We start from the raw sequence: 25,694 nt of genomic DNA on the forward strand, positions 1-25,694 counted from the left end.
GACAAACCATCGCGCAGGCGAATCCCACTGATCTCAACCCCGTACAGGCCCTAGGGCGGCCTTCGGGCGGGTATGCGCGGCCATCTTCCCCTTGGGACCGACTCACCACGACAGGTGGCTCTGTGACCGGGGAGCCCTCCGACGCCGGGGGGCTCCCTCGCACCCGAGGGGTCAGAAGTCGAACTCGCCCTTCTTCGCACCGTCGATGAACGCGTCCCACACACTCGCACTCACCACGAACGGCGCCCGCCCCGGAGCCTCGGTGTCCCGCAACCCCACCCGCCCACCGGACAGCGGAGCCACCTCCAGGCAGTTGCCCTGGTTGGATCCGCTCTTGGTGGCCTTGCGCCAGGCGGCGGTCTTCAGCTCCTCGCTCAGCTCCACGACTTCTCTGCCTTCCTGATCAGCTCGACCGAGGCACGGGATCAGAAGTCGAACTCGCCCTTCTTCGCACCATCGATGAACGCGTCCCACACACTCGCACTCACCACGAACGGCGCCCGCCCCGGGGCCTCGGTGTCACGCAGCCCCACCCACCCACCGGACAACGGAGCCACCTCCAGGCAGTCGCCACCGTTAGGACCGCTCTTGGTGGCCTTGCGCCAAGCCGCCGTCTCCAGTTCATCATTCAGGTCCATAGTTTCTCTGCCTTTCTGATCAACTCCATGGACACGTGCCGGGGATGTGCCTGCGCTCGGATCGTGTCGTACACGGCCTGTATAGCCTCCACATCCTCCGACCTGCTAGTTACTTGTCCGTTCAGGGCAGATTCGAGATAAACCGTCTTCCTGGCCCCTGGAAGTTGCGCTATGACAAATCCACCGAGAACTCCTGTCGCCACTCCAAGCTCCAGCGGTAGCACCTGAACGGCGATCCTAGGTGACGACGAGGCGATAAGGAGACGCTCAAGCTGACGCCGCATTACTTCTCTTCCTCCGATCGGCCGGCGAAGGACTCCCTCATCCAGGACGACCCAAAGCATCGGCGGAGTTGAGCGAGAGAAGATGGCCTGCCGTTCCATCCTGGCCACCACCTTTTTCTCCACCTCATGGCCTTCCGCTCCTGGCTTCCCTCGCAACACCGCTCGTGCGTACTCCTCCGTCTGGAGGAGCCCTGGAACGACGATCGGCTGCCAGGTGTGCAGGGTATGTGCTTCCTTCTCGATATCCAGCCATCCGCGGAACCACTGCGGACTCGCTGCCCGGGTGGCACTCTCCCACAGTCGGATCAACTCCCCACCCGCGCATAAGGCGTCGTCACAGCTACGCGCGAAGCTGCGACTGGGGGTCCGCTCCCCCCTCTCAATGAAGCCGATCAAGCTCTGACTGAACATGGTGAGCTCCGCCAGTCGATCCTGCGTCAGGCCGGCCCGCTTTCGGTACCTGCGCACCTCGGCACCGAAGACCTCCAGCGGTTTCGCCTCGGAGTCAATTTTTGAAAACTCGGACATTTCAGCTCCCTCCGGGAGGGGATAGCACACTACCAGCACAGAAAACACAGTTTCAGCACAGGATGTCGTGTTGGTGTGCTCCGGCCTCCATACCCAACGTAGCCATTCGGGGGCACCCTGTGAAGGGAAACGTCTCGTGGGAGATCCCGCACTGGGGCCCTTTCATCTATCTAGAAGAGTCGCCTTCTAGATCTCCGAGAGAACCGGCGTAAATGTCCGGAAAAGGAGGAACTAATGGCCATCGAAAGAGCGGATCCGACCGGTCCAGGCGATCGACCCGGCCGTTCTACGGGCACGGGTTTATCACCTTCCAGCAACCCCCACACGAGCGAGCCGGAGCGCCCCGAGCCGTCCGCCCCGCCCCCGGCCCGGCGCGGACGGCACCGGCGCGGCGCACCCGTCACGACGGCCCGGCCTCATCCCTGGGACGGCGCCCACCGCGACTCCGCCCGGCGTCTGGACGAGACCGAGCCCGCCTGGACCGTCTGGTACGGCGTCGGCACCCGCCGCTTCTACGCCGTCGCCGCCTGGCCCGCCCCTGAACCGCTGATCGTGCACGCCTCCGGCGCCGACGGACTGCGCCGCCTGATGCGCGGCGCCGAACGCGCCGCTGGACCGTACCCCTCCCCCGCCGCTCCGGCCGGTCCGAGCGGCGGCCGAGCCATTCCCCTGTCGGCACCCGTCCCACCGTCACCCCCGGAAGACGCCATGCCCGTGACGCCGTACGGCCCGCGCACCGCGCAGTGGACACTCCCCCACGACCTGTCGGTCATCGGCAAGACACGCGGCCTGGTGCAGGAGACGCTCACCGCCTGGAGCCTCGGCCACCTCGCCGACGACGTGGTCCTGACCGCTGGCGAACTCCTGGCCAATGCGATCTCCTACGGCGAGCCCTTGGTCCGGCTCACCCTCCGCGCCGAGGACGGGACGCTGTGGGTCGAGGTGTCCGACCGCGGCCCCGAACTGCCGCGCCGCCTGAACCTCGGACTCGACGCCGTCCACGGCCGCGGCCTGACCATCGTCGAAGCCCTCTCCGACGCCTTCGGCGTCACCCCACTCCCCGACACCCCCGGCAAAACCGTCTGGGCCCGCTGGGACCTTCCGCGGTGAAGAGCCCCGGTAGGGGTGATACCGCGCCGGCTGTCCAGAGTGGTGCCCGTCCATCGATCTGCCTCCATGACGGACCGCGCACCGGCACTTCCAGCGGCGGAAAGAATCCGGCTCAGGCGTCGAAAAGGTGATCCGTCATGGAACGTTCAATTCGAGTCGGCCGTCCAACCGATCATGAAACTTCGACATCCGAAGCGCTCGCTCGCTCTGCTGTGTGCTCTGGCGGCGCCGTTGCTGTACGCCGGAGTGACCCTGATCGCACTCCAGTCGGCCGTCCGGGCGGGGCTCGACTCCATGTACGAAAATCCGCTGCTGCCGAGCCAGCTGGACGGGGAGATCGCGTCGGCGCGGAGAATGTTGCTCGGCATCGCTCTCATCCTCGCCGTCGAGGCGGCCGTAGTGGCCGTATCGGGTGGCCGGCTGAACCGTCGATCCACCGTCGGCGGCCTCGTGCTGTGCACGGCCGTCGGCACGGCATACCTGTTCACTCTCGTGCTGGCTCTGTTGAGCACTTACGTGATCTTGTTTTATTTCGCCCTCGACGTCGTTCTCGGGTCTCTTTTCCCAGGCTGGTACTTTCCCGCGCTGATCGCTATCGCCGTCATGGCCGTCACCGCGCTGGCCGTCTGGTTGTCCGCCGCGGTCAGGAGATTCCCGGCCTCCTGACCGTCACCGGCCGCCTCCGGTAGTACGGCGTCGTGCATGACGCTCCGGTGAGCGGGCAGCAGGTGAGGCATGGCTGTAACTCGACTGCTCGCGCAGATGACGATCGTCGACCTCGAACGCGCCGTCGGATGGTACGCGAAGCTGTTCGGCAGGGACGCCGACGCCCGGCCCATGGACGGCATGGCCGAGTGGCATCTGGCTCCGACCTTCGGCGTGCAACTGTGGGAGGACCCCGAACGCGCCGGACGTTCGACGATGGTCGCGGACGAGTCCGACCTGGACGCCCTCGCCGACAGGCTGACACGTGAGGGCATAGATCATCCCGGAGTCCGGCAGGTCACCGCCTCACGCATCCTCGTCGTGACCGACCCCGACGGCAACGGCATCGTGTTCTCGGGGGCATGACCCCGGCGGCATCAGGCGCGCCCGGCGCGTCAGGTGGCGCGACGGAGGACAAACCGTTTGCCTGGGGCGAACGGGGCACAGCATGATCAAGTATGGCTGTGACGAGGGAACTGCTGCTCGCCTACTACGGGCAGGACAGGGAGGACGGCCGGCTCCGTACGGGGTACGGCCGGTTGGAGCTCTGGCGGACGCAGGACGTGCTGCGCCGTACGCTGCCCCCGGCTCCGGCCCGGGTGCTGGACGTGGGCGGCGGCACCGGGGTGCACGCCGAGTGGCTGGCCGCCGAAGGCTACGACGTCGAACTGCTGGACCCGGTGCCCCTGCACGTGGAGCGGGCCTCGAAGCTGGCCGGGGTGACGGCGCGGCCGGGTGACGCGCGGGAACTGCCGGTGCCGGACGCGAGCGTGGACGCGGTGCTGCTGCTGGGCCCGCTCTACCACCTGACCGAACGCGCCGACCGGGTGCGGGCGCTGGCCGAGGCCCGGCGCGCGGTACGGCCCGGCGGCACGGTGGCCGCCGCGACCATCAACCGCCACGCGGCCGTGCACGACATGGTCCTCACCGGCTTCTACGCTCAGGAACAGCCGCGGGAGGCGGCGCACGCGGCGGTGCGGGACGGGCACATCGTCTCCCCCGGGCACGGTTTCCCCGCCTACCTCCACGACCCCGAGGCCGTCCCCGGAGAGTTCGCCGACGCGGGTCTCCCCGGCGCCGAGCGGTACGGGCTGGAGGGCGCCTTCTGGTTGTACGGAGACGTCGACGACTGGCTCGACGACCCGGAGCGCCGCCGGCTCCTGCTCGACGCCCAGCGGTCGATGGAGTCGGTGCCCTCGCTCCTGGGGGTCAGCGCCCACCTGCTGACCGTCGCCCGGCGTCCCCGGGCCGACGCCTGACCGGACGGGCGGCGGAGACCGTACGGGCCGGGTTTCCGCACGTCGGGGCGGCCACCCGGTCTGATCGTCACAGACCGGGCCGGGCACGGTCTGCGACACAGACCAGGCCGACCACGGTCCGCGTCACAGGCCGTGGCCGGGCACGGTTCGCACGAGTTCCATGAGGGCGATCGGAGGACCCTCGCCGAAGTCGTGGTCGTGTCGTCTCCCGGTCTCGCCGAAACCGTGCTTGGCGTAGAAACGGCGCGCCTGGGCCGAGTCCCTGAGCGTCCACAGGTGCACGCGGTCGTAGCCGCCCTCCCGCAGCCGGCCCAGCGTGGCGACCAGCAGGGCCGCCGCGAGACCGCTGCCCCAGACGTCCGGGTGGGCGAAGAAGGTGTGGATCTCCGCGAGACCGGGATCGGAGGAGGCCCCGAAGCGGGCGAAGGCTCCCGGCCGACCGTCCATGACCGCGATCAGGATCGTGTCCTCGTTCTCCGCCCTGTCCTGGGCCAGGATGGCGTTCCACTTGGTGCGCCGCTCCTGGACACCGGCGGCGGCGACCTCCGGCGTGCACAGCGGGCCGTGCGAGACGCCCCAGGAGGTCGCGTGGATCTCGCCGAGGACGTCCCCGTCGCCGGGCCCCGCCTCACGGATCTTGATCATGCCCTTCATGGAGGAGACCCTACGCGGTGGCGTCGAGGGATGAGCCTCGCCCTTCAGGTCACCGGGGTACGGTCACCGGCCGGTCATGCCTCCGGCGTACCGCACACCGGACCAGCCGGTCGATCTCGTGAGAAGACCGGACGCGCCGGGGCCGTCGTATGGACGGCCCCGGCGCGGTGTGCCGGGGTGCGGAGGGCAGGGTCGGCCCTCATCGGCGGAGGCACGGAAGGGCCGGGGTCGGCTCTTCTCACCGGAAGGCGGGACGGGCCGGGGTCAGCCCTCTTCGCCGGAGGGGAGGACCAGGCGGCGCAGGACGGCGCCGAACGACGTCACCATGTCGTCGATGGTGGCGGGGTCGAAGAGGTTGCTGTTGTAGGCCATGGAGCCGACGATCTCACCGCCGGGTTCGAGCTCCAGGTGCCACATCGCGCCGTCCGGGATGTCGCCGCCCACCGGCTGCGACAGCAGCCGCCTGCGGATCACCGAGTACTCCAGATCCCCGGCGGTGCCGCGCTCGGAGGGGAACGGCGACCGGAACACCTGGAAGGCGACCAGGGCCATGTCGTCCTGCATCACCGGCAGCATGAGCTCCGGGGCCTGCTGGAGGACCTGGCCGAACGGGATGTCGTGGGAGTAGGCCTGGACGCAGCTCGTCCGGACCCGGGTGACGACGTCGCGGAAGTCGTCGCAGCCGGTCAGGTCCGTCCGCAACGGCATGAAGTTGAAGAACGACCCCACGGTCTCGTGGAACCGCGCCGGGCCGCGGCCGGAGGAGAAGGTCGGGATGACGACGTCGTCGGTCCCGGTCTTCTCCTGGAGGAACCGCACGTAGGCGGCGAGCAGCACCATGAACGGCGAGCAGCGGGTCTCCTTGCCGATCCGCTGGACGGCCGAGGTGACGTCTGCGGGGAAGGTGAAGCGCCGCCAGCCGGTCAGCTTGGGCAGGCCGGCCGAGTGGGGGTGGTCGGTCTTCGTGCCCAGCATGTGGGCGCCGTCCAGCTTCTCCCGCCAGTACGCCTGCGCCTTGCCCAGCCACTGCGGGTCCACGCCGGAGCGCTCCCAGGCGACGTAGTCGCGGTACTGCGGCACATCGGGCAGTTCGGCGTCGTGCCCGCTCCGGACCGCGTACCGGGCGGCCAGGTCGCGCATGAGGACCCGCATCGACCACTCGTCGACGGCGGTGTGGTGGGCCATCAGCGCGAGCACCGCGTCGCGCTCGTCGAACCGGCCGACCACGGCGCGCAACAGCGGCAGGTCGCTCATCGGGTACGGCTCGGCCTCGACCTCGTTGAGCAGCTGCTCGGCGGCCAGGTCGCGGTCGGCGAGGGCGAGGCCGGACAGGTCGCGGACGTCGAGCCGCGCCAGGCCGGGCGGGGCGATCAGCTGGTGGCCGTCCTCGCCGCGGCGGATCTCGGTGCGCAGGGCCTCGTGCCGGGCGACGACGTCGTGCAGGGCCCGCTGCAGGGCGGCCGGGTCGAGGGGCCCGGTGAGCCGCCAGCCGCAGACGATGGTGTAGCGGGGGCCGAACGGCCCCTCCTCGTCTCCCTTGTCGAACGCGCGCAGGAACTCCTGGTTGAACGACAGGGGGACGCGGTCCGGCCCGTCGCTCGGGATGTCGTCGGTCAGGCTTGGCACCTCGGAAACGCTCATTGCTCCTGGCTCCTCATGCCGGCGTGCTGCTTGCTTCGTGGGATGCTGCTTGCTCTGTCAGGTCGGGGTCGCGTCGTCGGACGGGTGCCGGCCGTACTCCTGCCGGTCCCCTCGTGCTCTGCTCCGGCGCGGAAGGGCCGGGAGGGCCGGGCGCGGGCGGTTCGGGGATCGCCGCCAGGCGGCGCAGCGTGTCGCGGTCCGCCTTGCCGCCGGCGGTGCGCGGCAGGCGGCCGACGACGGTGAAGGTCACGGGCGGCGTGGCCCGGCCGAACCACCGGCGCAGGGCGGCCCGCCAGGCGGCCGGCGTCGCGTCGCCGGCCGCGGGGTCGCGCGGCACGATGTAGGCGGCCAGGCCGGCGACCTGCCGGTGTCTGCCGGGGACGGCCACCACCGCGCACTCGGCCACCGAGTCGTGCGCGGCCAGCGCCGACTCGACGTCGCCGAGTTCGAGGCGGACGCCGTTGACCTTCACCTGGTGGTCGCGGCGGCCGTGGAACTCCAGCAGCCCGTCCTCGGTGCGGCGGCCCCGGTCGCCGGTGCGGTAGAAGCGGTCCGGCCCGTGCGCGCCCGGCGGCGGCCGGAAGCCCGACAGGTCCCCGGCCGCCGCGCCGACGTATCCCGGCGTGACGTACGGGCTGCGGACGACCAGGTCGCCGACGGCTCCGTCCGGGCAGGGCCGGTCCCGGCCGTCCAGCACCAGGATGTCCCGGCCGGGGATGGGCCGGCCGATCGGGACGCGGTCGCCCTCCGTCCCGGTCACCTCGTGCCAGGCCGCCAGGATCGACTCGGTCGGGCCGTACAGGTTGACCAGCCGTACGGCGGGCAGCGCCGCGCGGACGCCGTCCGCCAGCTCGCCGGTCAGCGCCTCCCCGGCCAGCAGGAGGCAGCCGAGCGCGGCGGGCGGCCGCGCGCCGGGGGCGGTGACGGCCTCCAGCAGGCGGCGGGCGAAGCTCGGGACCGTCTGCAGGTGGGTGACGCCTTCGGCGGCGAGCCAGGCGGCGAGCTTCTCCGGGTTGGCCCGCAGCTTCGCCGGGACCGGGCAGAGGGTCGCACCCGACATGAGCGGGGCGAACATCTCCACCAGGCTCGCGTCGTAGCCGGGCGCCGCCCACTGGGCCGTCCGGGCCCCGGGGCCGATCCGGAACTCCGCGGTGAACCAGTCCATGAACTGCGCGAAGCCGCGGTGGGTCTGGGGGATGCCCTTGGGGCGGCCGGTGGAGCCGGAGGTGTAGGTGACGTACATCCACCCGTCCAGCCGGTCGTCCGCCCGCCCGTCCGGATGGCCGCCCGCCGCGTCCGCCGTCTCCGGGGTCTCCCCCGCCGCGGGATCCGCGTCCACACCGGTCCGGACGTCCCCGCCTGTTCCCAGTGACGGCAGGGGCGACGCCGCGGAGCCCGAGGACGGCCCGGCGTCCAGGACCGTTCCGCCCAGGGCGTCGCGGTACCAGCTCAGGAGGTCGTCCCCGGCCGGGGCGGCCCCGTCGAGCAGCAGGAACGCCGGCCGCAGGTCCTCAAGGACCGCCCTGCTGCGCCCGCCCGCCTCGGAGGTGTCGAGGCAGAGCAGGTGGCCGCCGGCGGCCAGGACGCCGAGCGCCGCCGCCGCCAGGCCGGGTCCCGGGTCCATCCGCACCGCCACCGGCAGGCCGCGCACCCCGCCGGCGTCCCGCAGGACGCCGGCGACCGCGTCGGCCCGCCGCAGCAGGTCGCGGTAGGAGACTCCTCGTCCCTCCCCGGTGACGGCGACCGCGTCGGGGGTCGCCCGGGCGTGCCGCCGTACCAGCTCGTGGACCGGCCGCCCGGTGAAGACGGCGGCCGTCACCGGGGAGGCGGTCACGACACCGACGCCTTGGGCTTCTCCGCCGGCGTGGACGGGCTGCGGCGCGGCTGCGCGGCCGGCTTGCCCCAGGGCAGGGCGTTCCACAGGATGCGGGCGAGCATCTTCGGCCGCATCAGCGCCTCGGGACCGTCGATCAGGCCGGCGCCGCGCATGTAGGCGGCGGCGACCACGCCGTCGCGGGTGGCGGCGGTCTGCACCAGGCCGAGGAACGCCTGGGCCACGCGGAGCTGCAGGGGCCGCTCACCCTCGACGCCGGGGAAGCTGAGGTCCACGGTGTGGGTCATCTCCCACGGCTGGTCGATGACGTTGCGCGACAGGTCGGAGAAGTACTGGAAGGGGTCGGGGGCCGCGCCGGTGTGCAGGTGCTGGCGGATGACCAGCGCGCTGAGCGCGGCGACGGTCATGCCCTGGGCGTACACCGGGTTGAAGCAGCACACCGCGTCGCCGGTGACCAGCAGGCCGTCGGGGAAGCGGGTCATCTTCTCGTAGTGGCGGCGCAGGGTCGTCGGGAAACGGAACGCCACCGGCTCGTCCAGCGGCTCGGCGTGCTGCAGGGCGTCGTAGATGTCGGGCACCGCGAGCGACTTGATCCACTCGTACAGGCCCTCCTGGGTGGTCGGCGGGTGGTCGCCCAGGATGCCGTAGGTGGTCAGCTCGACCCGGTCGCCGTCGGTCTTGGTGAAGATGGCGCCGCGGGGCAGCTCGGGCGAGGCGACCGGGTTGATGGACAGGTCGCCGTGGTAGGGGTCGGCGGTCAGGCGGTAGTGCTGGGTGACGTAGCCCAGACCGATCTTCGTCCGCTCCTCCTCGACCCGGGCGTAGCCCAGGGCCTCCAGCCAGATGGGGGTACGCGAGCCACGACCGGTGGCGTCGACCACGAGGTCGGCGTCGATGACCTTCTCGCCGGCGCCCTCCTCCTCCAGCGGCTGCACCCGCACGCCGGTGACCCGGCTGTTGTCGGGCGTGGTCTCCAGGCCGAGGATGTCGTGCCGCTCGGCGAAGGCGATGTTGGTCAGCGCCCGGGTCCGCTCACGGATGTGATGCTCCAGCTTGGGACGGCTGGCGGCCACGCACACCAGGCCGGCGTGCTGCTGCTTGATGGGCTTGCCGTGGAAGTACCAGCGGACGTTCCCGGCGAGGTCGCCGGTGGGCACGCCGTCGGCGAACAGCTCCTCGGTGATCCCCGGGTACAGCTCCTCCATGACCTGCTGGCCGCGGGCCAGCAGTCCGTTGATGTGGCGGCTCTGCGGGCAACCCCGGCGCGGCCCCTCCACTCCGATCAGGACGTCGCGGTCGACGATGAGCACCTCGTCATAGGCGTCGGCGAGCACCCGGGCCGCGAACAGCCCAGCGAGGCTTCCACCGAGCACCACCGCACGGGTCTTTGCCACATCACCCATTGGAGCGCCTCCTCGGCTCAAGATTTCCTTCAGCGATCCGTCGTCGCCCGCCGGTCCCGTACGGCCGGCCGGGGCGCCCGCCCTTCTCCGTGAGACGGGCGGTCCGCTGCTCTATCCGCTACAGCGTCACATCCGGAATTACACCGGGCATCTTCTGGAATGCTGCCTGGCGGACCCGGAAGGACGGGGATCCGGCGGACCGGAAAGGAGGCGCGGCATGCCGCCGTAAAGACGATCGAGAAAGAAGGAGGAGCGCAATTCCGAGGATGTCGCGGAAACGCCCGCGTGTGATTCTGACCGCATGACGGAGTTTGCGAACAGAACAGTTCTCATCACCGGTGGCGGCAGCGGCATGGGCCTCGCCACGGCGCAGAAGCTCCTGGCGGCGGGCGCGCAGGTCGTGATCGCCGGTCGCAGCCAGGAGCGCCTGGACAAGGCGGTCGAGGAGCTCGGCGCGGGTGACCGCGTCCTGGCCGTGGCGGCCGACGTCTCCCGCACCGAGGACCTCGACCGGCTCTTCTCCCTCATCGGGGAGCGTTTCGGCCGGCTGGACGGCGTCTTCGCCAACGCGGGGATCGCCGACTTCGCCCCCAGCGCCGGTGTCACCGAGGAGGGCTTCGACGCCCTGGTGGGCGTCAACTTCAAGGGCGTGTACTTCACCATCGCCAAGGCTGCGGCGCTGATGGGCGACGGCGGCGCGATCGTGATCAACGGCTCCTGGCTGGCCCACCGCGGTCTGGCGTTCACCTCGGTGTACGCGGCGACCAAGGCCGCGGTCATCAACCTGGTCCGCACCCTCTCCCCCGACCTGGCAGCCAAGGGCATCCGCGTCAACGCGATCAGCCCCGGCTACATCGTGACCGAGATGTTCGAGGGGATCTCCAACACCCCCGAGGCGCAGGAGGCGTGCCGCGCGCAGGTGGCGCTGGGCCGGCTGGGCGCAGCCGAGGACGTCGCGGACGCCGCGCTGTTCCTGCTGTCGCCCCGCTCCTCCTACATCACCGGCCAGGAGCTCGCGGTGGACGGCGGTCTCACGACCTCCGTCCCCATGTGATCCGCCGAAGAACCGCTTCGAGCCGTTCCGCGAGGACCGTCGGGCGTTTCCGGGGAGGCGGCGGCACCCGCCGTCTCCCCGTGCTCTCCGCGAAATCCGTGCAAGCCGTAAAAGCTGTGAAAGCTGTGAAATCCGCGATGCGGCCGGACATGACGTCCGGCCGCTTTCTCGTGCGACACGTTTCCATGTTCCGCATCCGCCGTATCCGCCGTTTCAGATGACGGATGACGGATGACATGTGCGGCACGCAGGAGGCGCGTGCCGCACATGTCACGCGCGTCACACCGGGACGGACTCGGCGACGGGTTCGGCAATGGGCTCGACGTGGCCCGGGGGCCGCCACCCGAACAGCGTCATGGGCCCCTCGTCCTGGGTGCTGAAGTCCCGGGGCGCGCCCGACGCCTCGCCCGCGCCCGACTCCCTGTCCACGCGTCCCGTGCGCCGCGACCGCAGCACCACGTCCGCCGCGCGGGACGCGCGGGCCGCCGAGTACGCCTCCAGCGCGGCCGGCACGTCGGGGCACGTCCGCAGGTGATGGGCGAGGACCACCGCGTCCTCCAGCGCCATGCCGGCGCCCTGCCCGACCCCGGGGGTCATCGGGTGGGCGGCGTCGCCGAGCAGGGCCACACGGCCCGAGGTCCAGCACGGGATGGGGTCGCGGTCCACGATGTCGGTCACCACGATCCCGTCGGCGTCGGCGTCGCGGATGATCTCCGCGATGGAGTCGTGCCACCCGTCGAGCAGGTCCAGGAGGGCCGGCATCGCGGCCGCCGGGCCCATCGCGGGCCACACCCCGGACGGTGCGACGATCTTGGCCGCCCAGTACAGGTGCCCGCCGCCGATCGGCCCGGCGAACAGGTCGACGCCGTCGCCGCTGGCGATGAACCCGTTGGGGTGGACGCCGGACCTTCTCGTCCTGCCCCGCACCGAGGTGTAGCCGCGGTAGAGGAGCGGGCTGTCGCCGAACAGACGCCGGCGGACACCGGAGCGGACGCCGTCCGCGCCGACGAGGACGTCCGCGGTCAGGACGGAGCCGTCGGACAGGACCACGTCGACGTGCCCGCCGCGGTCGGTGTGGTCCTCGACGCGGACGCCCGTACGGAGGTCGACGCCGCAGGCCAGGGCCTCGTCCAGCAGCGCGTGCTGCAGTGCCGAGCGCAGCAGGGTCACCTGCGGGGCGCCGAAGCGGCGGGTGAGCTCCCCGATCGCGTCGATGGCCAGCGTCGTGCCGCCGGAGGTCAGCGTCGGCCTGGTGTCGCCGGGGACGGCCTCGTGCCCGGCCGCGCGCACGGCACGGCCCAGGCGGAGGCTGATGGCGTCCAGGGCGGTGATCGCGTTGGGGTAGAGCACCATGCCGGAGCCGGCCTCGGCGATGCGCGCCGTACGCTCGACGACCGTCACGCCGATCCCGGCGCCGCGCAGGGCGACGGCCAGGGCGAGCCCGCCGATGCCGCCGCCGGCCACCACCACGCTCGGGCCCGCCGCACCCGGGCCCGCCGCACCCGGGCTCGTCGCGCTCGGGCCCGTCACGACCGGCTCCGGCTCGTCTCCGGGCCGGCGGAAGCCTCGGAGACGGCGGAAGTCCCGGAGACGGCGGGAGTCTCGGAGACGGCGGGAGTCTCGGAGACGGCGGAGGTCCCGTCCTCGGGCAGGTCCTCCAGCTCCTCCAGGACGAGCCCGTCCAGGAACCAGTCCTCCAGCTCCTGGAGCCGGTCCTGGACGGTCGCCCGGTCCGGGCCGGAGACGAGGAAGCAGCACATGACGTCGGCGGAGTAGCGGGAGACCCGCATGACCTCCCCGCGCTCGACGGAGATCTTGTACTCCTCGACCCAGGGGAACGGCGGCTCCCCCGGGAGCTCGACGACCTTGCCCGGCCGGCGCGACAGGAGCAGCTGCCCGGTCATCTTCACCGGCTCGGGCCGTTCGGGGCCGATGTCGATCGGCAGCGGCAGGCCGGCCTCCGCGCGCACCCAGCACTCGTTCAGCTCGGCGCCGAAGATGGTCTTGATGACGCCCCGCGTCTGGGCGCCCCCGGTACGGCAGGCGATCTCGCACAGGACGAGCCGGTCGTCGGGGGTGTGGAACACCTCCGCGTGGAAGGTGAAGTTCCGCGGGGAGGGCAGGGCGTCCAGCACCCGGTCGGTGAAGTCGAGCAGCCGCCGCGCCAGCGGGTCGTCGCGGTCCAGCGTGACGTCGTGCCTGCCTCCGCGCAGCTCCTTGAAGGACGCCAGCGTGAACAGGTACTGCGATGGCCAGGCGAGGGCGACGCGGCCGTCCACGACGAGCCCGTCGACGTGGCACATCGCGCCGGGCACGAACGCCTCCACCATCAGGTTCGACTGGAGCGGCCCGTAGACGTCGAGCCTCTCGGCGACGAACGCGTCGAGCTCCTCGGATGAGCGGAGCACCGTGACGCCGATGGAGCCCGCCCCGTCGCGGGGTTTGACGACCACGGGGAAGCCGTGCTCCCGCGCGAAGGAGACGAGGTCCCCGGCGCACTCGACGCCGCGGTGCGCCGCGACCTCGATGCCGGCGGCCTGGACGGTCTCCTTCATCAGGAGCTTGTTGCGGAACGGCAGGGCGCTGGAGAACGTCTGGCCGGGCAGGCCGAGGATCTCGCGGAGCTGGGCGGCCCGCTCCAGGTCGTGCTCCTGGCAGGTGAACAGGCGGGTCACGCCGTACTGTCTGGCGAGGTCGAGGACGCGGGCCTCCAGCACGCCGCCGACCTCGTAGTCGTCCAGGGCCTCCATGTGGCTGTAGCCGGTCTCCCCGGTGGGCAGTTCCTCGCCGACCCAGCCGAGGTGCTCCCTGGACGCCAGCAGCAGGACGTCCCCCTCGTAGTCGGAGAGCCACCTGTCGTAGGCGTGGGCGGCGAGGGTGCCGCGGTGGTGCATGATCAGGACGCTCATCGGATCATCTCCAGGTTGTCGGGGACGAGCCCTGCCTGCACCCGGACCGCCGCGCGGCGGTCGTCGCCGTCGACGTCCATGGGGATGTCCACGGCGACGGTGTCGACCAGCCACCGCCCGTCGCCGCCGCGGACCGCCTCGACGAGGTACGGGCAGCCGTCCGTCGTCGGCAGCGCCGCCAGCGCGGCGTCCACGACGGCCGCCAGGCCGGGGGGCTCGGAGCCGCACGCCGTGCCGCCGATGACGACGAGGCGGCGGCGTTCGCCGTCCGTCATCGGCTCGGCCATCAGGGCGGGCACGGACACCAGGTCGGGGGCCAGGCCGCCGCGGGTGTAGGCGCGCACGTCCGCCTCGTCGCGCAGGACCGCGGTCGTGGGCCAGCCGGACGTCTTGCGCTCCCGGACCCGCACCGGGTACCCCCAGCGGTGGGCGTGCCAGTAGAGGTCGGAGATCCGCTGCACGGCCTCGCGTCCGACGGCGGGGACGCCCGCCTCGGCCAGGAGCCGCCGGGTCGTCACGGGGTCGGCGAACGCCAGGGCGTCGTCCCTGCCCTGCCCGGCGACGCCCAGGCACTCCCGCAGGGCGCCGGCCCTGACGAGGTCCTCGGTGGCGGTCGCCACGAGCGCCGAGACGGCGGCGCGTTCGGCGAGGCCGAGCACGAACCTGTCCGCCTCGGTGGACGTCGCGTAGCCGGGGAGGCATTCCACCTGTTCGTAGTCGCCGGCGGGGACCTCCGCGAGGGATCGTCCGGTCAGCAGGACGAGCGGCCGGCCGCTGTCGCGCAGCCAGTCCGCGTACGGCGGGAGCGGGCCGACGGCCCGGTCCAGGATGACAATGCTCACGGGTTCACCACCTGCACGTTCAGGGTGTTCTCCAGCAGTTCCTCGCACAGCTTGACGGCGGCGTCGCCGTCGGGGCCGGTCGCGGCGACCAGGCCGAGCCGGTCGTTGTTGTCGAGCACCGGCCCGACGACGTCGCCGACCTTCACGAACACGTCGGCGGCGATGACGTCGGGGCGGGAGCGCAGCTCGGCCAGGCCGTCGACGGCCGTCACCCGGCCCGGTCCGGCGTCCAGGAACCGCACGGCCGCGCCGCCGCGGGGCGTGGGCCGTCCGGCCGGTTCCTCGACCAGTCCGAAGGGGTGGCCGACGGCGTAGGCGATCAGGTCGATCCCGTACACCGCCTCCACGAGGTCGGTGATCCGGTCGCCGCCGATCCGGTTGTGCGACTCGATGACGATCGGGCCGCGCGGCCCGATCCGGATCTCGGTGTGGCTGGGCCCGTCGGTGAGCCCCATCGCGTCGAGGAAGCCGGTCGCGGCTGCCGCGACCAGGTCCTCCTCGGCGGAGGTGATCCGGGCGGGGACGGTGTGGCCCAGCTCCGCGAAGTGGGCGTCGGAGGTGAGCTTCTCGGTGACGGCGACCACGACGTGGCGGCCGGAGAAGCTGAACGCCTCGACGCTGAACTCGGGGCCGTCGACGTACTCCTCCATGATGAATCCGGTGAGCGGGAACAGGTAGCCGCAGCCGCGGTCCACCCCGGTCTCCCGCAGGCCGAGGACCCGCCGCCACGCCGCGTCCACGCCGTCCGGGCCGTCGGGGCCGTCGACGCGGAAGACGCCGATGCCGGCCGCCGCGTCGGTGGGCTTGACGATGAACGGGTAGCCGTACCGGTCGCCGAAGGAGGTCAGGTCCTCGCGGCTCTCCAGCGGCTCGGCGCCGATCGTCGGGGCGCCGTGCGCCGCCAGCCGCCGGCGCATCTCGTACTTGTCCCGGAATCTCCGGCAGACCTCGTAGCCGGTGCCGCCGAGGCCGAACAGGTCGTTGACCCGGCCCAGGGCGTCCAGCGCCGGATCTGTCAGCGCGAGCGCGGCCGTGACGCCCCAGTGTTCGCGCGCGACCTGCGCCAGGGGCCGCACCGCGGACCAGTCGGTGTAGTCGGCGACGAACGTCACGTCGGCGAGCGCGGCCTGTTCGGCCTCGAACTTGTTCGGGTGCTGGAGGAGGACGACGCCGAGGCCGAACTCCTTCGCCGTCCGGAGTGCGCGCGTGGTGGCGCCGATGAACAGCAGCGTCCTGTCCTGGGTCATCGCCTGCTCCCTGATGTCGCGTGTCGGGTGTGCGGTTCCCCCGCGTCGCCGTCCGCCTGCGGTACGGCCTCCGGGCGCGCGCCCGCGGCCCGCGCCCGCAGCACCGACAGGATCAGCAGGCACGACGCGGCGCCGAAGACCCCGTACAGGACGCTCATCGCGGCCGGGGGGACGAAGGTGCCGAGCGTCACGCACAGCGAGCCGGCCACCGCGGCGAGCCGGAACTGCAGCTGGTAGACGGCCATGTACATGCTGCGCGCGTCGGGGTGGACCACGTCGGCCAGCAGCGCCTGGCGCGTCGGGGAGGTCATGATCTCCCCGAGCGCGAACACCACCGTCGCGGTGATCAGCACCCCGGGGTCGTTGCTCACCGCCAGCACCATGTATCCGGCGGTGACGACGATGGTGCCCCCGCCGATCCGCTGCCCGTCGGTGAGCCGCCTGAAGATCGTCGTCGCGGACAGCGCGAGGCAGACGACGACGAAGGTGCTGATGGCCCGCAGGATGCCGAACATGTTGACCCCGTCGACGTCCAGCGCCCACGGGCCGACGTCGAAGAGCCGCTGCGGCGGGAACTCCTGGCTGAGCCGTACCCCGATGTAGTTGGCGAGCTGCACCTGGATGCAGGTGAACAGGAGGATCGAAAGGAAGAAACGGGCGAAGACACGGTCGCGCAGGACGGCGGCGTAGCCCCGCAGCAGCGGCAGCAGCCAGCCGGACCGCCCGGTCCCCGGTCCGGCCGCGGTCCCGGTGTCCGTCCCTCCGGTGGTCCCGGCGGTCGTCCCGGCGGTCGTCTCTCCGGTCGTCCCTCCGGCGGTCCCGGCGGGGGCCGGTCTGGTCTCGGAGATCCAGCGCCAGGTGACCACGGCGACCCCGCCGGAGAGCACGGCCGCCGCGGCCAGGATGAGGAAGAAGTGCCCGCCGTAGAGGAAGCCGGCGAGCAGGGAGCCCACCACGAACGCCACGTTCGTCGCCCAGTAGTTGACCGCGTAGATCCTGGGCCGCGTCTCCGGGGTGGACACGTCGATGATCATGGCGTCGCTGGCCGGCCGGACCACGCTGATCAGGGCCGTGTTGACCAGGTAGAAGAGGTACGTGGCGATGCCCGACTCCCACCACGGGGAGTTGGCGAGCGCCAGGCACACGGCCGCGACGAAGCAGCCCACCTCGCTGACGAGCATCGTGCGGCGGCGCCCGCGCGCGTCGGACAGGTAGCCGCCGAGGAAGGTGCACGCGATCGCGACTCCGGCGGCCACCACGGTCATCAGGCCGGCGGTGGCCGGGCCGTACAGGGCGGAGAAGTGGATGATCATCAGCGGGATGAGCATCATGTCCAGCAGGCGCTGGACGAACCCGATGCCGATGCGGAGCTTGATGTTCGGGTGTATCCCCTTGAGCATCACGCGGAGGTCACCTCCCGCTCCCCCGCCTCGCGGGACGGCTCCCGTGTCACGACCTCCGTACGCGGCGGGTCCTGCGCGGCGGCGGACAGCCAGCGTCCTTCGGGGCGGCCGAAGACGCCCCGTTCGGCGTCCCAGGCCACCTGCCCGCCCCTGATCGTGGTGAGCACCCGGCCGGTCATCGTCCACCCCTCGTACGCCGACCAGCCGCATTTGGACCGCACGTCGTGCGCGGAGAGCATCCAGGGCGTGGCGGGGTCGAAGACCACCAGGTCCGCGTCGGCGCCCGGTTCCAGCCGGCCCTTGCCCGGCAGCCGGAACAGCTCGGCCGGCTTGGCGGAGAGGTGCTCGGCCAGGCGCATGACGGCCACGTCGGGGTCCTCGTCCGGCCGGCGCCGCCGCATGCCGGTCCACACGGCCACGGCGAGCTCCTGCACGCCGGGCAGCCCGGGAGGGGCGTCCGCGACCGGCCGGGTCTTCTCCTCGACGGTGTGCGGGGCGTGGTCGCTGCCGAGGCAGGCGACCTCGTCCCCCAGCAACGCCTCCCACAGCCTGTCCTGGTCCGTCTGGGCGCGGATGGCCGGTGACAGCCGGATCCTGGCGCCCAGCCGGCTCGTGTCGGCGTCGGTGAACGACAGGTGGTGGCCGGTCACCTCGAACGTGACCGGCAGCCCGGCTGCCCGCGCCGCGGTGACCAGGTCGGCCTCCTCGGCGCTGGACAGGTGCAGGATGTGGGCCGCGGTGCCGTACCGGGCGACCAGTTCGAGGACGCGCGCCACCGCGGAGATGCCGCCGCTGCGCGGCCGCCGCCGCTCGTAGTCGAGGTAGGAGCGCGGCTCCCCCTTCCACCGGTCGAGCAGGGTGAAGATGGACTCGTCCTCGGCGTGCAGAAGCAGCTGCACACCGCCGATCGCGGCGGCCGCGAAGATCTTCTCCAGCGCGGCCGGATCCCTGACCACGGTCGGCGCGGTGTGGTGGCCCGCCATGAAGACCTTGGCGGTCGTCGCGATCGCGGGGTCGAGGCGGGCGAGCAGCCCGGGGCGGTGAGGGTCGGCCCCCATGTGGAACCGGTAGTCGACCAGCGACGTCCCGGCGACCAGCTCGGCCTTGGCGACGAGCGTCTCCGGGGCGAGGGTCGGCGGCACCGTGTTCGGCATGTCGATGACGGTGGTCACGCCGCCCGCGACGGCGGCGCGGCTCCCGTGGGCCCAGTCCTCCTTGTGCTCCAGGCCGGGCGTGCGGAAGTGCACGTGCGAGTCGATCAGCCCCGGCAGGACGTAGCAGCCGTCCGCCCGCACCCGGGGGACGTCCGGCGGCACGCCGCCTCCCCCGCCGCCCCTGTCTCCGTCATCGTCTCCCCCGGCGTCGAGCACGGCGGTGATCCGGCCGCCGGTCACGACGACGGTCGCCGGGCGCACCCCGGCGGGGGTGACGACGCGGCCGCCGGTCACCACCAGGTCGGGGCGGGTCCTCAGTTCGTCCATGACGCCGCCATCAGGTCCCGGCACAGGTCGTTCGTCGGCCCCATCAGCGCCACCGCGCGGGCGTCGGCGATGAGGCGGTTGAGCTGGTGGCCCACCACGTACGCGGTGGACCCGAGCATGCGGGCCACCTCCAGGCAGACCTGCTCGGCCGTGGCCGAGGCGAAGAGCTTGCTCTGCAGCGTGACCGTGCCGGGCGTGGCCGACAGCCTCCGTCCCGCGCTGTCGACGATCGCGCGGGCCGCCTCCACCTGGGCGCTGAGCTCGGCGAGCCGCTGCCTGGCGGCCTGCGTGCCGAGCGGGCCCGGCCGGCGGGCGTGGTCGATCGCGATGTCCAGCGCCGCCTGCGCGATGCCGACCGACACCGCGCCGAGGGTCGCGCCGGTCTCGCGGACGGCGGCGATGATGGCCGGGGCCTGCCCCAGCGGGCCCAGCCGGTCCTCGTCGGGGACCTCGCAGTCGCGCAGGTTCACGAAACCGGTCGCCGACCCCCGCATGCCGGCCAGGTCGAGCGACCGGTCCACCTCCAGGCCGGGGTTGTCGCCCCGCACCAGGAAGAAGGACTGGCCCGCGGAGCCGTACAGACCGTCCTGACCGGCGTGAACGTCCTGGCCGTTCCGGGCGTCCTGGCCGTTCCGGACGCCCTGGGCGTCCTCGCCGGAGCGGTCGTCGTGCGCGGCGGCGGTCGTCGCGAGCACGAGGTAGATGTCCGCCACCCCGGCCCCGGTGGTGAACGACTTGGCGCCGTTGAGCCGCCAGCGGCCGTCGGGAGTCCGGACGCCCGTCGTGGAGATGTTCTTCTTGGCGGCGCCCGCGCCCCGCTCGCTCCACGCCGAGGCGGCCAGGCACTCGCCGGACGCGAACGCGGGCAGCAGCGCGGCCTTCTGCTCGGCGCTCCCCCACTCGACGACGCGCATGGTGACGGCGAAGTGCTGGAACAGGATGATCGCCACCGACGGATTGACCCGGGCGACCCGTTCGACCACCGAGTTGACCGTGGCCGCGTCCCCGCCCGCGCCCCCGTACTCCACGGGCACCGCGGTGGCGAGCAGCCCCGAGCGGCGGAGTTCGGCCAGCGCCTGTTCGTCCGGCCATCCGCTGACGGCGGTCCGGGCCGCGGAGTGGAGAAGCGTCTCCAGCACCGGGCCCGGTTCGATCACGCTGACACCGACAGACATTCGACAGTCTCCTTGAACTGGAAATGGGCAAGCGACTCGATGAGGAACGAGCCGTGGAAGGCGACCCGCCGGTTGCCGACGGTGATCCAGGCGATCTCGCGTTCCCGGTCGCGCAGGCGCACGGCCGCCAGGACGTCGACGCTCCCGCCGGGGGTGTCGACGTGGATCGCGCCGCCGTCGTACCGGGCCTCCTTCGCGGCCAGCCACGGGACGGTGCCGGGGATCCCGATCGCCGCCCCCAGACACGCCGCGCCGGTCAGCGCCAGCGTGGGATGCCAGGTCGGCACCGACACCGCGCGCACCGCGATCCGCCCGCCCCCGGCCGGGACGGTGACCGCCACCTTCGGGAACACGCTCTCCGCCGGCCAGCCCAGGTGGGCCGCGGCCGCGCCGCGGATCCGCACCAGGCGGTCGAACAGCTCCGGGTCGTCGCCGAACAGCTCGTCGGCGCCGGAGATCCGCGCGCCGGATCCGGACACGAAGACGTACGGGTTGCCCGCGGACACCAGGGAGACCTCGACCCGCTCACCGTCCACGTCCAGGTCCGTCGTGGGCCGGCCGGTCAGCAGCAGCCGGGAGACGGGTTTGGGCGGCGCGTGCAGGAAGTGCATCGTGAACCCGGTCGTCCCCCGGCCGACCTCCTCGACCTCGCAGGCCAGGCAGTCGCCGTTGTTGAGGACGTTCACCCGCACCCGCATGCCCGGTCCGAGCCGGGGCAGCACGCCGGTCTCCGCCGCCGCCGTGATGGCGCACAGCACCGAGTTCCCGCACGAGCCCCGCAGGTCGAAGCCGGACGGATCGCCCGGCAGCGCCTGGACGAACCGGTAGTCGAGGTCGAACAGCGGATGCGCGGAGGGCTCGATCAGGGCGATCTTGAGCACGTGCGCCCCGCCCGCGTCGGCCAGCCAGCGGCGGGCCTCGGTGAGCGCGGCGAGCAGCGGCTCCCGTTGCCTGGGCAGATGCCTGGCGTCGAGCACCAGTGTGGGACAGGGGCTTCCCGCCGCGTAGGCGAGGTGGCCGATCATGCCGCCATCTCCGTCTCCTCCGCCTGCCGGCGCGTTCCCAGGCGGAACTGGTCGAGCCACACCTCGTGGACGAGCAGCGCCCAGATCGTCAGCGCCGTGGTGTCGTCCGGCCGCGCCGCCTGCCGGGTGAACAGGTCCCGCACCGCGGCGGGGTCGAGCCGCCCGGCGGGGCGCAGCCGGTCGCCGGCGAGCATGTCCGTGGCGTACTCCCACAGGGGCCAGCCGGGCGCGAGCATCGCGGTGACCGGCAGGGTGAAGGGCTGCTTCGCGCGGTTCGTCACGCTCTCCGGCAGCAGGCCGCGGGCGGCGGCGTACAGCGCGCGTTTGACCTGCCCGCCGCCGATCCGCAGCCCGTCCGGCAGCGCCCGGCCCAGCTCGACGACGCCGCGCTGGCAGTACGGCAGGCGCACCTCGACCGACCGCGCCATGCTCATGTGGTCCACCCGGCGCAGGTGGTAGGCGGGCAGGCGGTGGCGCAGCTCGAACTCGGTGATCCGCCGCAGCACGGTCCCGCCGCCGCGGTCCAGCAGCTCCGTCGCCTCCGCGGGGACGGCGGGCGGCCCCTCGCGCAGCAGCGCCGCGTAGTCGCGGGTGTACAGGCCCGCGCGCCGGTCGGCGGGCAGGACCCCGAGGCTGTCGAGGTAGGCTCGGCGCCAGGGGGCGCCCGCCTCGGCGGCGGCAGCGGCGGCCCGCATCCGGTCGTAGCCGCCGAACACCTCGTCGGCGGCGTCCCCGCTGAGCGCGACCTTGAACCCGGCGTCCCGCACCGCCCCGAACAGGGCGTAGGTGCTGAGCGTGATCGGGTCGGCGTTCGGCTGGCCCAGGTGCCACACGACGTCGGCCAGCATGTCGGGGAACGTCGCGGGGTCGATCTCCACCTGGTGGTAGTGGGCGCCGGCCCGCTCGGCCACCTCGCGCGCGTAGTGGCGCTCGTCGGCGGGCCAGCGTCCCCGGTAGGCGATGTTGAAGGTGTGCAGGATCCCGGGCCGCCGCGCGGCGAGGGCGGTGACGAGGCTGGAGTCGAGCCCGCCGGAGGTGATGGTGGCGACCGGCACGTCGGCGGTCAGCAGCAGGTCCACCTCCCGGCGGAGCCTGTCCCGCAGTTCGCCGCCCACCTCGGCGAGACCGTCGGAGCCGGTCTCCGGCCGCGGCGTCGCCGTCCGCTCCCGGACGCGCAGGCGCAGCCCCGCGGCCGCGTCGCAGGTCGCGGTGACGCCCGGGGGGAACACCCTGACGTCGGCGAACATGGTCTGCTCACCGAACGGGGTCTTGGTCGCGAGGTAGGCGTCGAGGCCCGGTTCCCAGACCGCGGTGGAGACCCCCTCGAACGCGAGGAGGGACGGGATCTCCGACGAGAAGTACAGCGTGCGTCCCACCGGGTCCCACCGGTGGTACAGCGGCTTCATGCCCGCGTCGTCGGTGGCGAGCACCAGGCGGGGGGCGCCGCGCAGGTCGAGCACCGCGATCGCGTACATCCCGTCGAGATGCTCGGCGAAGGCGTCGCCGTACACCCGGTAGAGGGCGGGGAGGATCGACCCGTCGCAGTGGTCGGGGAAGGTGAACCCCCGCCCGCGCAGGTCCTCGCGCAGCGCGTCGTGGTTGTAGATCTCGCCGTTGAAGACGACCTTGATCGTGCCGTCGGGCGAGACGTACGGCTGCCGCCCGGCTCCGGGGTCCATGATGGCGAGCCGGGTGCTGCCCAGCGCGTAGCCGGGGCCCCGTGCGAGTCCCGCGCCGTCGGGTCCGCCGTGGCGTTGCAGCGCCTCGGCGGTCCTCAGCTCGTGTGGCGAAGCCGTTGTATTGAAATATCCGTATATGCGGCACATCCGCGTTAGTACTCCTCCCCGTCCACTCCGCCGTGGTGCCGGCCGCCCCGTTCCGCGGCACGTGGCTCCCACCCGGCGTCGCGACGTCGGTGGCGGCGACGTCCGCCGGCACCGGCGGCCTTCCCGCCCGCCCGGCCGAATCCGTGTTACGGGTGATCGGGGAGTCCGGTAGGGGGCTCGCCCTCGGTCGCCGGAACCGGGGTTCCACGCCGCCGGCACGACGGCCGTGCCGGCGGATCCGGTTCTGCGGCAAGCCTGGCAGCAGCCCGGACGGCGGGGCACCTTTGGGATTGCGGTGATCGCCCGTCACCCCGGACGGCCGGGGCCGGCACCCGGCGGGCGATCCGGCGTCCCGCCCCGCCCGCGCGCCGCCGACCCCTATCGCGGCGGCCCCGGCCCTCACCGCCGCGGCCCGGGAGGCGCCGGCTCCCGCCCGCCCGGCCGGACCGGTACGGCGGCCGTCCCGGGAAAGCACCGCAACCCTGAAGATGTGCCGCGGCCGGGCGAGCGGGAAGCTGATCGTGCAGGTCCCCCGCGAGGCAGGAGGGGTCCGCTGTGCCGAGGACCGGCTCCGGCCATTCCCCTCCCTCGCCGCCTCCGCCCGCGGCGGGCCCGCCATGGACGCGTCATGGACCTGTCACGGACGCGGGCCGGGCCGCCGGGTTCCGCCCCGCCCGTCACCCGTCCCCATGACCGGCCTCCCATCCTTCCGACGTGCGAGGAGAAACCATGACCGTCAGCTTGCAGCCACCCGTGGCGACCGGCCACGCGGTGGTGTCGTCCCTGGAGGAGCTGGTGGGCGGCACCCCGCTGCTGCGGCTCGCCCTCCCCGACTGCCCACCGGACGTCCGGCTGCTGGCGAAGCTGGAGATGCTCAACCCCCTGTCGAGCGTCAAGGACCGGGCCGCACTGCGGATGATCCTGGAGGCCGAGCGCTCCGGCGCCCTCCCCCCCAGCGGGGGCACGGTGATCGAGGCGTCGTCCGGCAACACCGGGATCTCGCTCGCCGCGCTCTGCGCCTCGCGCGGCCACCGGTGCGTCATCGTCCTGCCGGACAACGCCACCGAGGAGCGGCGCGCCATCCTGCGGGCGTTCGGCGCGGAGATCGTGCTGTCCCCGTTCCAGGAGGGCCTGCTCGCCGCGATCGAGCGGGGCGTGCAGCTCCACCGGTCCATCCCCGGCTCGTTCCTCGTCGGCCAGGAGCGCAACCCGGCGAACGTGGCGGCCCACTACGAGACGACCGGGCCGGAGATCTGGAACGCCTGCGGCGGCTCGGTGGACGTGTTCGTCTGCGCCGTGGGGACCGGCGGCACGCTGACCGGCGTCGCCCGATACCTCAAGGAGCAGGGCGACGTCCACGTCGTCGCCGTCGAGCCGGCCGGCTCGCCGGTCCTGTCCGGCGGCGAGCGGGGCCCGCACCGCATCCCCGGCATCGGCGGCGGCTTCGTCAACCCGGTCACCGACGTCACCTGCATCGACGAGGTGATCACCGTGACCGACGGGGACGCGATCGGCACGGCCCGCGACCTCGCCCGCCACTCCGGCCTGTTCGCGGGGATCTCCTCGGGCGCCGCCGTCCACGCCTCCCGGGTCCTGGCGGGCCGGGAGCGGTGGGCCGGAGCCACGATCGTCACGATCCTGCCGGACAGCGGCGAGCGGTACCTGTCCATCTGGGACGCCCCCGTGGACCCCGCGCCTCCGGCCACCGCGCCGCCGGCCACCGCGTCTCCGGCGATCACCTCGCCGGTCACCCTCAAAGGAAAGTGTGGAGCCTGATGACCATCACGTCCGAGACCTCGAAGACGCACTGGAACGACGTCGCGATCGACTACGACAAGGTGCTGAACACCGACGCCTCCAACGTGGAACTGCTGTCCACCGCGGTCGGGCTGCTGCCCCCCGGCGCCACGGACCTGCTGGACGTCGGGTCGGGCACGGGCCGGCTCACCTCGCTGTGCCGTGAGGCGCTGCCCGGGGCCCGGATCGTCGGTCTCGACCCCGCCCCGACGATGGTCGCGGCCGCACTGGAGAAGTTCGCCGCCGACCCGGACGTGACGTTCACCGACGGCGTGGTGCAGGACCTCTCCCAGTTCCCCGACGACAGCTTCGACGTCGTGATCAGCAGCTTCGCCCTGCACCACCTGGAGCTGGACACCTACGCGGCCTCCGCCGCCGAGCTCTTCCGCGTCCTGCGTCCCGGCGGGCGCTTCATCAACGCCGACCAGTTCTGCCGGGTCATGGGCGAGCCCGGCGACCGGGAGCGCGCGCTCGACATCCTGGACCTGCTGACCGCCAAGGCGCGGCACTACCTCCTCAACGCCTGCTTCGAGCGCATGCTGCTGCAGGTGGACCTGCTCCCCCGCTTCATGCGCGAGGACGGCGAGATCCTCACCACGCCGGAGTTCTGGCGGGACCACCTGGTCGAGGCCGGCTTCGAGCAGGTCACGATCGTCCCCACCGCGCCGGTGGAGCTGTACAACCGGGTCATCTGGGCGGTCAAGCCCGCCGGCTGACCGTCCGCGCCGCCTGCCCAGGGCGGACCGGGACATCCCGGTCCGCCCTGGGCGTGCCCCGCGCCCTTCGCCCCCGTCGATCCGGCCCCGGACGCTGGAAGACCGTCCCAGGACGGCCGGAGCCGGCGGTCCGCGTGTTCCGGCAGGCCCCGGAGACCGGAAG

The 25,694-nt window shown here is 72.6% G+C and carries 23 protein-coding genes; 7 read left to right on the plus strand and 16 right to left on the minus strand.

Translation table 11 applies throughout. The features are described from left to right. Positions 1–171 precede the first annotated feature (171 nt). The 3 genes from AB0D67_RS25925 to AB0D67_RS25935 are packed head-to-tail and all read right to left on the minus strand — an operon-like array spanning position 172 to position 1,450. Positions 172–384 (minus strand): DUF397 domain-containing protein, encoded by a 213-nt coding sequence (locus AB0D67_RS25925; RefSeq protein WP_362940912.1) that lies wholly within the window; start codon positions 382–384, stop codon positions 172–174. A gap of 41 nt (positions 385–425) precedes the next feature. Continuing rightward, positions 426–638, minus strand: a complete 213-nt coding sequence (locus tag AB0D67_RS25930; protein ID WP_362940915.1) for a DUF397 domain-containing protein — start codon at positions 636–638, stop codon at positions 426–428. Then, positions 629–1,450: a helix-turn-helix transcriptional regulator gene (locus AB0D67_RS25935; protein ID WP_362940918.1), complete on the minus strand. Its 822-nt coding sequence runs from the start codon at positions 1,448–1,450 to the stop codon at positions 629–631. Before AB0D67_RS25935 ends, AB0D67_RS25930 begins: the two co-directional genes overlap by 10 nt. Positions 1,451–2,158: 708 nt before the next feature. Here AB0D67_RS25935 and AB0D67_RS25940 point away from each other — a divergent pair. The 4 genes from AB0D67_RS25940 to AB0D67_RS25955 all read left to right on the plus strand — a co-directional run bounded on the left by AB0D67_RS25940 (position 2,159) and on the right by AB0D67_RS25955 (position 4,524). Then, positions 2,159–2,560 (plus strand): ATP-binding protein, encoded by a 402-nt coding sequence (locus AB0D67_RS25940; protein WP_362940921.1) that lies wholly within the window; start codon positions 2,159–2,161, stop codon positions 2,558–2,560. Positions 2,561–2,734: 174 nt separating this feature from the next. After that, positions 2,735–3,226, plus strand: coding sequence for a hypothetical protein (locus AB0D67_RS25945; protein WP_362940924.1), 492 nt, complete (start codon positions 2,735–2,737; stop codon positions 3,224–3,226). Between the two features lie 69 nt (positions 3,227–3,295). Further along, entirely contained in the window at positions 3,296–3,631 is a 336-nt protein-coding gene (locus tag AB0D67_RS25950) for a VOC family protein (RefSeq protein ID WP_362940927.1), read from the plus strand. Positions 3,632–3,723: 92 nt separating this feature from the next. Next, a complete protein-coding gene (locus AB0D67_RS25955; protein WP_362940930.1) occupies positions 3,724–4,524 on the plus strand; it encodes a methyltransferase domain-containing protein in 801 nt (266 codons plus the stop codon). A gap of 123 nt (positions 4,525–4,647) precedes the next feature. On the opposite strand, the gene AB0D67_RS25960 is transcribed toward AB0D67_RS25955, so the two are convergent. The 4 genes from AB0D67_RS25960 to AB0D67_RS25975 form a co-directional block, all read right to left on the minus strand. Next, positions 4,648–5,178, minus strand: a complete 531-nt coding sequence (locus AB0D67_RS25960) for a GNAT family N-acetyltransferase (RefSeq protein ID WP_362940933.1) — start codon at positions 5,176–5,178, stop codon at positions 4,648–4,650. 264 nt (positions 5,179–5,442) lie between these two features. Continuing rightward, complete coding sequence (locus tag AB0D67_RS25965; RefSeq protein WP_362940936.1) at positions 5,443–6,819, minus strand: condensation domain-containing protein; 1,377 nt, start codon at positions 6,817–6,819, stop codon at positions 5,443–5,445. 13 nt (positions 6,820–6,832) lie between these two features. Next, positions 6,833–8,653, minus strand: coding sequence for an amino acid adenylation domain-containing protein (locus AB0D67_RS25970; protein ID WP_362940939.1), 1,821 nt, complete (start codon positions 8,651–8,653; stop codon positions 6,833–6,835). After that, the gene (locus AB0D67_RS25975; RefSeq protein WP_362940942.1) at positions 8,650–10,056 is read right to left on the minus strand and encodes an FAD-dependent monooxygenase; all 1,407 of its coding nucleotides are present in this window, start codon (positions 10,054–10,056) and stop codon (positions 8,650–8,652) included. Before AB0D67_RS25975 ends, AB0D67_RS25970 begins: the two co-directional genes overlap by 4 nt. Before the next feature lie 301 nt (positions 10,057–10,357). Here AB0D67_RS25975 and AB0D67_RS25980 point away from each other — a divergent pair, with 301 nt between their 5' ends. Further along, positions 10,358–11,110, plus strand: a complete 753-nt coding sequence (locus AB0D67_RS25980) for an SDR family oxidoreductase (RefSeq protein WP_362940945.1) — start codon at positions 10,358–10,360, stop codon at positions 11,108–11,110. Between the two features lie 279 nt (positions 11,111–11,389). Here the strand turns inward: AB0D67_RS25980 and AB0D67_RS25985 are convergent, their stop codons facing one another. The 9 genes from AB0D67_RS25985 to asnB are packed head-to-tail and all read right to left on the minus strand — an operon-like array spanning position 11,390 to position 23,018. Continuing rightward, positions 11,390–12,640: an FAD-dependent monooxygenase gene (locus AB0D67_RS25985; protein WP_362940948.1), complete on the minus strand. Its 1,251-nt coding sequence runs from the start codon at positions 12,638–12,640 to the stop codon at positions 11,390–11,392. Then, positions 12,637–14,019 (minus strand): hypothetical protein, encoded by a 1,383-nt coding sequence (locus tag AB0D67_RS25990; RefSeq protein WP_362940951.1) that lies wholly within the window; start codon positions 14,017–14,019, stop codon positions 12,637–12,639. Before AB0D67_RS25990 ends, AB0D67_RS25985 begins: the two co-directional genes overlap by 4 nt. Further along, complete coding sequence (locus AB0D67_RS25995; protein WP_362940954.1) at positions 14,016–14,861, minus strand: hypothetical protein; 846 nt, start codon at positions 14,859–14,861, stop codon at positions 14,016–14,018. Before AB0D67_RS25995 ends, AB0D67_RS25990 begins: the two co-directional genes overlap by 4 nt. After that, a complete protein-coding gene (locus AB0D67_RS26000; RefSeq protein WP_362940957.1) occupies positions 14,858–16,108 on the minus strand; it encodes an ATP-grasp domain-containing protein in 1,251 nt (416 codons plus the stop codon). The genes AB0D67_RS25995 and AB0D67_RS26000 overlap by 4 nt, the downstream gene beginning before the upstream one ends. After that, positions 16,105–17,508 (minus strand): MFS transporter, encoded by a 1,404-nt coding sequence (locus tag AB0D67_RS26005; protein ID WP_362940960.1) that lies wholly within the window; start codon positions 17,506–17,508, stop codon positions 16,105–16,107. The genes AB0D67_RS26000 and AB0D67_RS26005 overlap by 4 nt, the downstream gene beginning before the upstream one ends. Beyond that, a complete protein-coding gene (locus tag AB0D67_RS26010; RefSeq protein WP_362940968.1) occupies positions 17,508–18,992 on the minus strand; it encodes a dihydroorotase family protein in 1,485 nt (494 codons plus the stop codon). Before AB0D67_RS26010 ends, AB0D67_RS26005 begins: the two co-directional genes overlap by 1 nt. Then, positions 18,980–20,167: an acyl-CoA dehydrogenase family protein gene (locus AB0D67_RS26015; protein ID WP_362940975.1), complete on the minus strand. Its 1,188-nt coding sequence runs from the start codon at positions 20,165–20,167 to the stop codon at positions 18,980–18,982. Before AB0D67_RS26015 ends, AB0D67_RS26010 begins: the two co-directional genes overlap by 13 nt. Further along, positions 20,146–21,192 carry a PrpF domain-containing protein gene (locus AB0D67_RS26020; protein ID WP_362940980.1) on the minus strand — a complete coding sequence of 349 codons (1,047 nt, stop codon included), beginning with the start codon at positions 21,190–21,192 and terminating at the stop codon, positions 20,146–20,148. Before AB0D67_RS26020 ends, AB0D67_RS26015 begins: the two co-directional genes overlap by 22 nt. Further along, positions 21,189–23,018 (minus strand): asparagine synthase (glutamine-hydrolyzing), encoded by a 1,830-nt coding sequence (asnB, locus tag AB0D67_RS26025; RefSeq protein WP_362940986.1) that lies wholly within the window; start codon positions 23,016–23,018, stop codon positions 21,189–21,191. Before asnB ends, AB0D67_RS26020 begins: the two co-directional genes overlap by 4 nt. 729 nt (positions 23,019–23,747) lie before the next feature. On the opposite strand from asnB, the gene AB0D67_RS26030 reads away from it, so the two are divergent. Further along, complete coding sequence (locus tag AB0D67_RS26030; protein ID WP_362940992.1) at positions 23,748–24,794, plus strand: cysteine synthase family protein; 1,047 nt, start codon at positions 23,748–23,750, stop codon at positions 24,792–24,794. Next, positions 24,794–25,531 carry a class I SAM-dependent methyltransferase gene (locus tag AB0D67_RS26035; protein WP_362940997.1) on the plus strand — a complete coding sequence of 246 codons (738 nt, stop codon included), beginning with the start codon at positions 24,794–24,796 and terminating at the stop codon, positions 25,529–25,531. The genes AB0D67_RS26030 and AB0D67_RS26035 overlap by 1 nt, the downstream gene beginning before the upstream one ends. The last annotated feature ends 163 nt before the right edge of the window (positions 25,532–25,694 follow it).

Origin of the sequence: Streptosporangium sp. NPDC048047 (genome assembly GCF_040653115.1) — a bacterium.
Classification (GTDB): domain Bacteria; phylum Actinomycetota; class Actinomycetes; order Streptosporangiales; family Streptosporangiaceae; genus Streptosporangium.

Excerpts from the sequence above, each read along its gene's own strand:
- AB0D67_RS25930 (WP_362940915.1), bottom strand. The coding sequence starts at position 638 with ATGGACCTGAATGATGAACTGGAGACGGCGGCTTGGCGCAAGGCCACC.
- AB0D67_RS25935 (WP_362940918.1), bottom strand. The coding sequence starts at position 1,450 with ATGTCCGAGTTTTCAAAAATTGACTCCGAGGCGAAACCGCTGGAGGTC.
- AB0D67_RS25940 (WP_362940921.1), top strand. The coding sequence starts at position 2,159 with ATGCCCGTGACGCCGTACGGCCCGCGCACCGCGCAGTGGACACTCCCC.
- AB0D67_RS25945 (WP_362940924.1), top strand. The coding sequence starts at position 2,735 with ATGAAACTTCGACATCCGAAGCGCTCGCTCGCTCTGCTGTGTGCTCTG.
- AB0D67_RS25950 (WP_362940927.1), top strand. The coding sequence starts at position 3,296 with ATGGCTGTAACTCGACTGCTCGCGCAGATGACGATCGTCGACCTCGAA.
- AB0D67_RS25955 (WP_362940930.1), top strand. The coding sequence starts at position 3,724 with ATGGCTGTGACGAGGGAACTGCTGCTCGCCTACTACGGGCAGGACAGG.
- AB0D67_RS25960 (WP_362940933.1), bottom strand. The coding sequence starts at position 5,178 with ATGAAGGGCATGATCAAGATCCGTGAGGCGGGGCCCGGCGACGGGGAC.
- AB0D67_RS25965 (WP_362940936.1), bottom strand. The coding sequence starts at position 6,819 with ATGAGCGTTTCCGAGGTGCCAAGCCTGACCGACGACATCCCGAGCGAC.
- AB0D67_RS25975 (WP_362940942.1), bottom strand. The coding sequence starts at position 10,056 with ATGGGTGATGTGGCAAAGACCCGTGCGGTGGTGCTCGGTGGAAGCCTC.
- AB0D67_RS25980 (WP_362940945.1), top strand. The coding sequence starts at position 10,358 with ATGACGGAGTTTGCGAACAGAACAGTTCTCATCACCGGTGGCGGCAGC.
- AB0D67_RS25990 (WP_362940951.1), bottom strand. The coding sequence starts at position 14,019 with ATGAGCGTCCTGATCATGCACCACCGCGGCACCCTCGCCGCCCACGCC.
- AB0D67_RS26000 (WP_362940957.1), bottom strand. The coding sequence starts at position 16,108 with ATGACCCAGGACAGGACGCTGCTGTTCATCGGCGCCACCACGCGCGCA.
- AB0D67_RS26005 (WP_362940960.1), bottom strand. The coding sequence starts at position 17,508 with ATGCTCAAGGGGATACACCCGAACATCAAGCTCCGCATCGGCATCGGG.
- AB0D67_RS26010 (WP_362940968.1), bottom strand. The coding sequence starts at position 18,992 with ATGGACGAACTGAGGACCCGCCCCGACCTGGTGGTGACCGGCGGCCGC.
- AB0D67_RS26015 (WP_362940975.1), bottom strand. The coding sequence starts at position 20,167 with ATGTCTGTCGGTGTCAGCGTGATCGAACCGGGCCCGGTGCTGGAGACG.
- AB0D67_RS26020 (WP_362940980.1), bottom strand. The coding sequence starts at position 21,192 with ATGATCGGCCACCTCGCCTACGCGGCGGGAAGCCCCTGTCCCACACTG.
- asnB (WP_362940986.1), bottom strand. The coding sequence starts at position 23,018 with ATGTGCCGCATATACGGATATTTCAATACAACGGCTTCGCCACACGAG.
- AB0D67_RS26030 (WP_362940992.1), top strand. The coding sequence starts at position 23,748 with ATGACCGTCAGCTTGCAGCCACCCGTGGCGACCGGCCACGCGGTGGTG.
- AB0D67_RS26035 (WP_362940997.1), top strand. The coding sequence starts at position 24,794 with ATGACCATCACGTCCGAGACCTCGAAGACGCACTGGAACGACGTCGCG.